Here is a 9,507-nt window from a genome sequence, read left to right on the forward strand (position 1 = left end):
CCGCCGTTTACGTTTACCTTTTCAGCGTCAAGCCCGAGCAGTTTTGCTACTGCAAGGGATACTACGGCAAAAGCCTCATTGATTTCAAAAAGGCCGATATCCGACAGCTTCAGGCAGGCTCTGTTAAGCACTTTCTGTATGGCGTCAGCCGGGGCTGTAGTAAACTCTACCGGGGCCTTGGCAGCAGAAGACTGTGCCACAATTTCAGCCATAGGGGAAAGACCCAGTTCAAGAGCTTTTTCCTCCGACATTACGAGGAGTGCTGAAGCGCCGTCATTAAGGCTGGAAGCGTTGGCCGCAGTTACAACACCATTTTTATCAAATACCGGTTTCAAGCCCGGGATCTTGTCGAATTTTACTTTTTCAGGTTCCTCGTCTTTAGAAACGAGGGTTTCACCCGTTTTTGACTTTAGCTTAACTTCTGTAATTTCATCGTTGAAGCGTCCTTCCTTCTGAGCCCTGATGGCGCGTTTATAGGAAGTAACAGTAAACTCATCAAGCTGTTCACGCGTAAAATTAAAGTCCTTTGCGCACGAGTCGGCGCAGCTGCCCATGTGCATATTGTTATAGACGTCCCAGAGGCCGTCGAGTACAACCGAATCGTACATTGTTGCATTTCCAAGGCGGTAGCCGTTTCTGGCCTGGGGAAGGATGTAAGGAGCATTGGTCATGCTTTCCTGTCCGCCTGCAATGATTATATCGGCGTCTCCCACAGCAATTGCCTGATGGGCGAGCATAACTGCCTTAAGGCTGCTTCCGCAAACTTTATTTATGGTAAGGCATTCAACTTTTTCCGGAAGGCCCGCAAAAATTGCGGCCTGGCGTGCCGGCGCCTGTCCCAGGCCTGCAGTCAGGACGTTGCCCATAATGACTTCATCCACGAGGTTTTTATCTAATCCCGACTGATCCAGGACAGCCTTAATAGCCATGCTTCCGAGCTGTGGGGCAGAAAAGGGGGAAAGAGCTCCGTTAAAAGACCCAATAGGAGTGCGTTTTGCGTGGGTAATCACAACCTTCTTCATAGATGCTCCTGTTTATTTTAAGGTAAAGCCAAAATAAAAGTATCTGATAACTAAGTGTAATATGGTGCAAAAGTATTATTCTACTAAAGGTAAATTCAAAACAAAAGAAGGAAAAGGTAAAAAATTTCTCAGTAAAAGCCGTGTTCCCCGTAACCGGTCTGCCGGGGAAAATGAAAGTTCTTATATTGTTTGATATGTTTCAAACCTCAAAAACTTAACACAAAAAAAAGTTATTGTCAAGAATGCATAGTTTTAGTTGGCGGCATGTTGTAACTATGAAAGAAATTGCATTATATTTGGCAGAACAATGTTATTTGTTCCTTCAGTTGTTTTCAGGTTCCGTTCCAGTAAGAGATGTTTTAGTTCCCTGTTAAATTCACGCTATCAACTAATATCTTCTATCGAGGAAAATGAAAAAACTTGCCTGCACGCTGATCTTTATTCTCCTATCCTGCCATTTATTTGCACAGGATGAAACTTCCTTTTTTACAATTAAAGGCCTCATTTATGACGAAAAGACAAACGAGAGGCTTGAAGGAGCTGTTGTCTCTTCAGGAGATGATGCCTCTACTACTTCAGACAAAACCGGTTTCTTCCAGTTAAGAACAGACAGGAAGATTGAAAGGCTTAAGATTAAGCTGGTGGGATATGAGGAGAAGACACTTGAAGTAGACTTTGATGATGAAAGCCTGCTTAAGCTTGTAGTAAAGCTTACACCGGAACCTATTCTCTTACAAGGCGTTACAGTTACGGGTGAACACTTCACTGAAGAGCCTGTCGTAAACTCATACAGCATACATCCGGGTGACTTATCCAAGGTACCTCAGTTCATAGAACCTGATGCATTCAGGGCATTCCTTGCACTGCCCGGTGTAACGACGGCGGCAGATATGTCGGCCCAGATTTCTGTGCGCGGTGGAAACTATGACGAGACACTCGTCTTCTTAGACGGCATACCGATCTATAACCCTTACCATTTAGTCGGTATCTTCAGCATGTTCAACAGCGACATACTGCAGAACGAGAGGCTTTACATGTCAAATTACCCTGTCTCGTATGGAGGAGCCTTGTCTTCAGTTCTTGAGCTGAACTCAAAACAGGGAAACAATGAACGCATTAAGGGTAGTGCTGCTATAGGCATGGCCTCTGTAAAACTGGCTCTTGACGGACCGCTCTTGGGAGGCAACTTCATCATTTCAGGAAGAAGAACATACTTTGATTTCTTAACGCGCATGATCAAGGGGGTACATTTCCCTTACTACTTCTATGACCTTTATTCAAAGTATGTTTACCCGGTAAGTAAAAGTCACCTCCTTACTATAAGCGCCTTTTACTCGAGGGACGTCTATGGCCTGGATGGCGAAAGAGCTTTTGTTGCCCGGAAGGAAGACCCAAGCTGGGGTAATCTGTTTTTGAACCTGGCAGATGAGTACTTTTTCAACAGCAAAAGCTCGGTTGAGTTTAAGGCCTTCATGAGCCGGGCTTCTTTAGGATTAAATACTCAGGTATTCTTCACCGACTTTGAGCACCAGGCGGGTACAACAGATACTACAGAAGTTAGTAACTATATCCAAGACATTACGGCCAGGCTCACATTCAACTTTCATCCCGAGGGGCAGGCGCTCTCTATGGGAATTGAGGCAAAGCATGAAAAGATACATTACAACTGGAATTTCGATGAGACAGACTTAAACGGCATGTATATTCATCCACTTGAGAGCCTGTTCTTTGACTTTGCCCCGGCCCAATATGATTATAACGGGAATGAATTCTACTTAAATGCATTTGTAACCGACAAAGTTACATTGAGCCCTGAATGTGAGCTTACGGCAGGCTTGAGGGGAAGCTATATTAAAAACCTTAATGCATTCCTTCTTCTTCCCTCTTTTACTTTTAGCTATAATTTTCTCCCGAACCTGCATGGGCACATAAGCTACGGGAGGTATTTTCAAAATACATACACCCTTAAAGAGAGAAAAACAGACGCCATATTCACCCCCTTTATGACATCTTTCCTGCCGGAAGACAGGAATAGCATCCCTTACTCAGGCCACTATGCAACGGGACTCGTATTCTCAGATGTATTCTCCGAGAAAACAAGCCTGGAGGTGGAGGGCTATTTTAAGGATAGAAACAATCTTGCAACAACCTACGGACCGGATGAGGAGCTAAAGTATGAAAAAGGCTATGCCGCAGGTTTGGACGTTCTCCTTAAAAAAGAGGAAGGAGACTTAACAGGATGGCTTGGGTATTCATTCCTGCATTCGGTTAAGAAAGATGAGGTCTACTACTATTATGCTCCTTTGGACAGGACGCATAACGTGAAGATACTTATGAACTACGCCCTTTCCAACTCCTGGCAGCTGAATGCGTTCTGGACTTTCTCGACGGGCCTGCCTTACACGGTACCTGCCGGGAAATACATCGGTATTCCCGACGACGGCGATGTCTCTCTTTATTTCCACGATGGGCACAGCCTGAAACTGATTGAAGGAAGAAGGAACTCCGAAAGGTTCAAAGAATCCCACAGGCTGGATTTAGGTATCTCGGGATCATTTATGTGGGGCAGCATTCTCTACAAACCTTATCTTCAGGTTATGAATGTTTATAATAGTCCTAACCCGTTTAATTATGAGCCTTCCTCATTGCAGGTAACGCCTCAGGAGGGACAGGAAGTGGGCTCCACCATTTTCCCCGTAATAGGAATAACAGCAGAGTTTTAACATGAAAAAAAATATTATTCTCATTATAGCATCAGTGCTTCCAGTAATTATTTCCGGGTGTGAAAACCTGAACAACCCAGGGGAGATAAAAATTAAGAACAGCCTGTTTTTTAACCTTCAGGTGAACAGTTCCCGGCAGCAATTATATATTTATAAGAACCCGGACCTTTCTGGAAGACCTGATGCTTTTGCGGCAGATCCATATTTTAATTTTTTCAACAGAAATGCTGAAGTTACACTTAAGGACATTCCTGGCGGGCAGAGTACCAGTTTTAAGCTGACGCAGGATACTGTTAACTATTCTTCATACTATTCCGGGTATTCCTCTTTGAACCCCTATAAACCTTACTATACCAACAGCATGGCTTTTAAGGTAAAACCTTTGACAGATTACTATTTGTCCGTCAATGCAGATGGTAATTTGATTACAGGTAAAATAACCACGCCCGGGGATTTTAACATAACTTCTCCCAGGAGCGCTGAAGAAAAAAGAGGCATCAGTAACCTGCTTAACTCCTCCATAACGTGGAACAAAAGTATAAACGCAGCAGGATATATGGTAACTGTTATTTGCCCGATGAGGTTTTATGATTTTCAGGATTCAACATGGAAAGTTGAGAATTATAGCGCAAGAAGCAGCTTTTGGGCGGCAACTACATCCTGCCGGGTGGGCGATGTCCTGAGCTATTATACTGATGTTCAGTCAGGATCAGTTGTAATCCGTGTTGAAGCTTATGATAATAATTATGTAGAGCATTACTGGAACAAGAAAGAACCTGTTGGATTGAACAACGCTTACGGATGTTTTTCCTCTTCACTAATGAAGGAAGTTAGAATATACTATGATAAATGAGATATTTTATGGGGAGGTTTAAAAATAAAAAAACCGGTAAAGAGCATGGAAGGGTTTGGACCTTCATGGTACCTTGGCTATATAAACTCTTTATCGAGACTATTGAGCAAAAACCAAAAAATTAAATATTCGTTTTACCGTTTATATAATTTTTTAATTTTGTACCTGACTCTTGTAGTTTCTATTTATATAGCTCCCAGCGTCTTCTTTTGCGCCACGTGCTCTTTTACCAGTCTTATTAGTTACTTACTTGCTTATGCGGCGTTCAGTAACTGGTATAATGATAAAAAATACTTCCCGGCAGAACAATACCAAAAATAGTGACCTAAAACAGGCTGCAAAAACCTTAAAACGGCCAAGAATTAAGCAATTCCGGACGTGTGGTGAAAAATGAGGAAGCTTCAGCGTTCTTCATGAAAAGAAAAATGACTGCTGATCCAACAGCACCTTAAGATTCCTTGAAATTACCGGCAGGTCTTCAAGCAATGATGCCTTATCCAGCTTTTCGACTGTTTCATCCGGAAGAAGTGAAGAGCTGTTGTTTTGAAGAATAAGGGATGTTTCCTCTTCAGAGAAAATTTCCGACCTTTGTGTCCACGCGGCAAATTTTTTGTTTTCCGGGCAGACATTCTGGCATTTCATGCAGCCTATTATAGAGTTGTGCCAGAACAGGTCCACCCATTCAGGAAACTCCTTTTCCCTTTCGTTATGAAATGTAAGGCATTTTTCAGCATGCAGCAGAAAGTTGTCCCCGGGTATTGCACCTGTTGGGCATTTATTGATGCACGCCGTGCAGTTTTGGCATCGCTTCATCATTTTCAGATCTCCCCACTCATCCTCCTCAGCCGGAAAATCCGAAAAGTAGGCCACCAGTCTGAAGAAGCTGCCCATGCCGGGTATGTAGGTTATATTGTTCCGTCCGTATTCTGCCAGGCCGCTGTGTACAGCCAGGAGTTTCTCGGGCAGCGAAGCCCAGATGATGTGGTAGCCCTCAGGCTCCAGGATGCCGCGTATAATGGTTTCCACGCTGATATCGGTTTCATGGGAATAGGTCGGAGGAACAATGAAGTCGTACGGCCTGCCTTCAAATGAAAAAGTAACCAGTTTCCGGGGCTGCGGAGAAGCCGTAAGGATGATGATCTTCGCATCGGGAAATGAAGGGGTAAAATTAAGGAAAGCAAGCCTCTCACGGCAGAATTCAGGGTCAAGCAAACCGTTTTCATTCAGCCTCATGATCTCCTGATGAACTGTTTTCAGGCGTTCTACCGAAATGATGCTTCCTTTATAACCCCGGTTCTTCAGGGCACTATTAAATACCCTTTTGAATTCATTAGAGTCCATAACTCCTCCCGAAGGTTCAAGGTAATATATAAAATATTATTCTCATGCAAAAGCCACCGGAAACAGGCTTTCTGCGGCCAAAAAATTTTAATAAAAAATATATTTGGGAAATGTGTAAAAGTTTTCCTTATATTTGCGCGATTATATTTGAGTTTTAATATTATCGTTGGCTAATCACGCAGCCAGTTATGGCAATGGTAATTAAGGCTTCCTTTCATAAGATGTTTTTGGGAAATAAACCAGATATATTATCCGGATAACCAGCCCCCCACGGGTTAAAACTGTTCACCATGATTCAATAGTTCCATATTTAACATTAAAGATCAGGTCATTTGGAATTTCTGAATAATTCAATTAACATTGAGGGGAACACAAATGAGTTACAGAAGCAGCCTTCCGGAAATTATCTGCATTGATAAGGATAAGTGCATCAACTGCCATCAGTGCATTTCGGTTTGTCCAGTAAAATACTGCAATGACGCCTCAGGGAGTCATGTGGTCATCAATCCCGATCTTTGCATCGGCTGCGGCGAGTGCATTTCTGCCTGTGTGCACGGAGCCAGAACAATTGTAGATGACATGAAGTTGTGGCAGGAAGATCTTAAAAAAGGGATCCCGATGATTGCCATTGCAGCACCAGCTGTTGCTTCAAACTTTCCGCGCAATTATCTGCACCTTAACGGGTGGCTCAAATCCATGGGATTAAAAGCCGTCTTCGACGTCAGCTTCGGAGCCGAACTGACCATTAAAAGCTATCTTGAGCACATAAAGGAAAACGCTCCCAAATGTGTAATTTCGCAGCCCTGCCCTGCCCTGGTTACCTATATTGAGATTTACCGCCCTGAACTTATCAAATACCTCGCGCCGGCAGAAAGCCCGATGACGCATACAATGAAAATGATTAGACGTTATTATCCCGAATACAAAAACCATAAGATACTGGTAGTCTCTCCATGTATAGCAAAGAAAAGAGAATTTGATGAGGTAAAGCTTGGTGACTATAATGTTACGATGAAGAGCCTGAGCGAGTTTCTCAGGTTTTCAGGCATCAACCTAGGAAGTTATCCTGCCGTGGATTACGACAATCCTCCGGCTGAACGCGCCGTATTGTTTTCCTCTCCAGGCGGGTTAATGAAGACTGCAATCAGGGAAAATGCTGCTATCATTGACATCACGAGGAAAATTGAGGGGCCGCAATCCATTTATCACTACTTTGAGCACCTGAAGGACGATATTGAAAAAGGCTCTTCACCGGTACTCATAGACTGTCTTAACTGTGAATTTGGATGCAACCTCGGCACCGGCACCGAAAGAAAACTTACCGCAGACGAGGTCGAACACCTTATTGAAGAAAGAAAGCTCGAGATGCAGAATAGATATAAGGGCAAGTTTGACAAGATACCTTCCCAAAAGAAGGTCAAAAAAGTAGTGGATAAATACTGGGAGAAAGGAATTTACGACAGAAGCTACAGAGACTTGTCTGAAAATTTCAGGTCTGCTATCAAGATCCCGGACAAAAAGAAACTAGAGGAAGTCTACCGCAGCATGCTGAAGGAAAAGCCGGAAGACTTTAAGGACTGTGCCGCATGCGGGTACAACAGCTGTGCAAAGATGGCAATTGCAATTTTTAACGGACTGAACAAAGCCAGTAACTGTCATGCATTTCTTGAAAAGACAGAACAGTACGTTGAGCAGAACATCCCTTACGTTGATAAACTGGCACATGGCGACCTTACAATCAGGTTCATTGACAAGGGCAAATCCAAGGTCGCAGGCATATTCCAGGAATTAAATACTGCAATAACGAATATTGAAGGCCTGCTTACTTCAACCACACAGGCAGTTGAAACCACTGTAAGTGCTGCAACGCAAATCTCAGCTGGGACAGAAGAAATGGCCGCAGGGGCAAACAGCCAGTCAATTCAGACCTCGGAAGTTGCCGGGGCAATCGAGGAGATTACAAGGAGCATACTTGAAAGCTCACGGAATGCAGAGCTTGCAAAAACCAACAGCAATGAGGCAAGCCAGAGTGCACATGACGGTGCCCGCAAGATTGAGGAGACAAAGAAAGGGATGCATAAAATTGTAAGCTCCACAAAACTTACTGCAGAAAAACTTTCGATGCTTGCCGGCAGAACAAATCAGATTGGTGAAATAGCACAGGTAATTAACGATATAGCGGATCAGACCAATTTGCTTGCACTTAACGCAGCAATTGAGGCTGCCCGTGCCGGCGAACAGGGCCGGGGCTTTGCGGTTGTTGCTGATGAAGTCCGCAAGCTTGCCGAGCGTACGACCAAGGCTACAAAGGAAATAGCAGACACAATTAAGGCAATACAGATAGAAGCCGGCGAGGCAAATTCATCAATGGATGAAGCGCAGCGGGCTGTAGAGGAAGGAATGCTTATGACCGAATCGGTAGCTCATGCATTGGAGCAGATTTTGTCCGATAATGAAAAAGCATCTGAGCTTGTGACACTGGTTGCAAACGGAAACGAGGAACAGTCCAACTCCGCAGAACATATATCAAAAAATATTGAGTCCATATCCACTGTCACACAGCAATCTGCTGCCGGCATTGAACAGATAGCCCGTGCGGCAAATGACCTGAACCAACTGACGCTGAACCTACGAGAGCTCATAACAAAGTTCAGGCTAAGGTCTAATTATTCAGAGCCTCAGGGTCCGAAGGCCGCAAAGCAGAATAACAAGCTGCTATCAGTGAAGTAGATTCTGTTTTTCAGGGGCGGATTTTTCCGCCCCTCCATTCATTTTCAATACATTTATACTTCACGCTGCGAGTGAAAGTAAACCCCGCGTGCGGCAAATTAAATAATTGCGGAGACATATTTCCTGCCGGACGGGTAATTAAAAATGGGCTTCCAAATATACTCCTGATGCTTAAAATACTTAGAAAGAAATCAGAGGAGAAAAGAAAATGGGAGACAAAGGAATAGGCAGCCAGTTCATGTCGCACAGCTATCTGGGGCAGAATGAACCGGCTAATTTCAAGCACGGGAAGCATGACAAGAGTCCCGTAAACCTCAATACCGACGACCTGAAAAGAATTGCAGATATTCCATTGATCGGTGACTATATTGCAAAAGACATCATTGCCCGCAGGCCTTTTAAGTCGTGGGATGACGTTGCAAAGGTCCCAGGCATTACAAAAGAAATGATTGAAGCTATGAAAAGCGGAAGGGCTGCAATTGAATAGAAGCACTCCGGGATAAACCGGAGTGTTTCTAAGCAAAATCTTTCTGCTCCAGGCTCGCGCCGAACTCCGCAAGCAATGACGCCTTTAACACCGGATTTCCGTTGAAAGCAGTAATAAATATTGTGCAGTCTATAAGACAGAACGTGATATTGTATTGAAAAATATTGTAAATTGTAACCGGATTTTATGACAGTTAGATAAAGTACAGGTTGCAGTTCATACCGTTCCGTTTGCAGATGAGGTTTTTACCCGGAATAAGCATTTTCCAATATTCAAATAAATTGCAATGTTATTATCAAGACGTGCTTTTCTAAAGACCACCGCACTAAGCGGAAGCGCAGTAGCCCTCAG

At 43.7% G+C, this 9,507-nt stretch carries 6 protein-coding genes; 4 read left to right on the forward strand and 2 right to left on the reverse strand.

Annotated features, from left to right (window positions below; genetic code table 11):
• Positions 1 to 1,022: thiolase family protein (locus HF312_08655; protein MCU7520271.1), on the reverse strand; the 1,022-nt coding region annotated here is incomplete at its 3' end.
• Positions 1,023 to 1,432: 410 nt separating this feature from the next.
• On the opposite strand from HF312_08655, the gene HF312_08660 reads away from it, so the two are divergent.
• On the forward strand, positions 1,433 to 3,745 hold the full coding sequence (locus HF312_08660) for a TonB-dependent receptor (GenBank protein MCU7520272.1): 2,313 nt from the start codon (positions 1,433 to 1,435) through the stop codon (positions 3,743 to 3,745).
• A 1-nt stretch (position 3,746) separates the two neighbouring features.
• A complete protein-coding gene (locus tag HF312_08665) occupies positions 3,747 to 4,598 on the forward strand; it encodes a hypothetical protein (protein MCU7520273.1) in 852 nt (283 codons plus the stop codon).
• A gap of 411 nt (positions 4,599 to 5,009) precedes the next feature.
• Here HF312_08665 and HF312_08670 read toward each other — a convergent pair whose 3' ends face one another.
• Positions 5,010 to 5,939 (reverse strand): FeS-binding protein, encoded by a 930-nt coding sequence (locus tag HF312_08670; protein ID MCU7520274.1) that lies wholly within the window; start codon positions 5,937 to 5,939, stop codon positions 5,010 to 5,012.
• Positions 5,940 to 6,314: 375 nt separating this feature from the next.
• On the opposite strand from HF312_08670, the gene HF312_08675 reads away from it, so the two are divergent.
• Together HF312_08675 and HF312_08680 are read left to right on the forward strand one after the other, a co-directional pair.
• On the forward strand, positions 6,315 to 8,669 hold the full coding sequence (locus HF312_08675; protein MCU7520275.1) for a 4Fe-4S binding protein: 2,355 nt from the start codon (positions 6,315 to 6,317) through the stop codon (positions 8,667 to 8,669).
• A 208-nt stretch (positions 8,670 to 8,877) separates the two neighbouring features.
• A complete protein-coding gene (locus HF312_08680; GenBank protein MCU7520276.1) occupies positions 8,878 to 9,156 on the forward strand; it encodes a hypothetical protein in 279 nt (92 codons plus the stop codon).
• Positions 9,157 to 9,507: the final 351 nt, after the last annotated feature.

This window comes from Ignavibacteria bacterium, from assembly GCA_025612375.1.
In the GTDB taxonomy this organism is placed as follows: Bacteria; Bacteroidota; Ignavibacteria; order Ignavibacteriales; family SURF-24; genus JAAXKN01.